1 pseudogene is annotated in these 209 nt (G+C 34.0%); it reads left to right on the top strand.

From position 1 onward, the window contains the following. Positions 1 to 209 (top strand): annotated as a pseudogene (locus tag ACRHOC_RS15990) (2,3-bisphosphoglycerate-independent phosphoglycerate mutase); the annotation flags it as partial.

Raw genomic sequence — 209 nt, 5'->3', positions numbered from 1 at the left:
TAGAGGGAGACAGTTAACAGAAGGATTATCTCAAGAAGATTTTCATGACTATAATATGCTCAAACTGAAGCTTTACTATGTGACACTGACAAAGTATGATGACAGTTTTAATGGTATAAACGTTGTATTTGAAAAACACACCCTTAGTGTAACACTAGGAGAAATATTAGAAGCAGCAGGTAAACTTCAGATAAGAATTGCTGAAACTG

This window comes from Winogradskyella poriferorum, assembly GCF_050618035.1.
Lineage (GTDB): Bacteria > Bacteroidota > Bacteroidia > Flavobacteriales > Flavobacteriaceae > Winogradskyella > Winogradskyella poriferorum_A.
The sequence above is the reverse complement of the archived record's forward strand: the minus strand, read 5'-3'. Positions and strand labels throughout refer to the sequence as shown.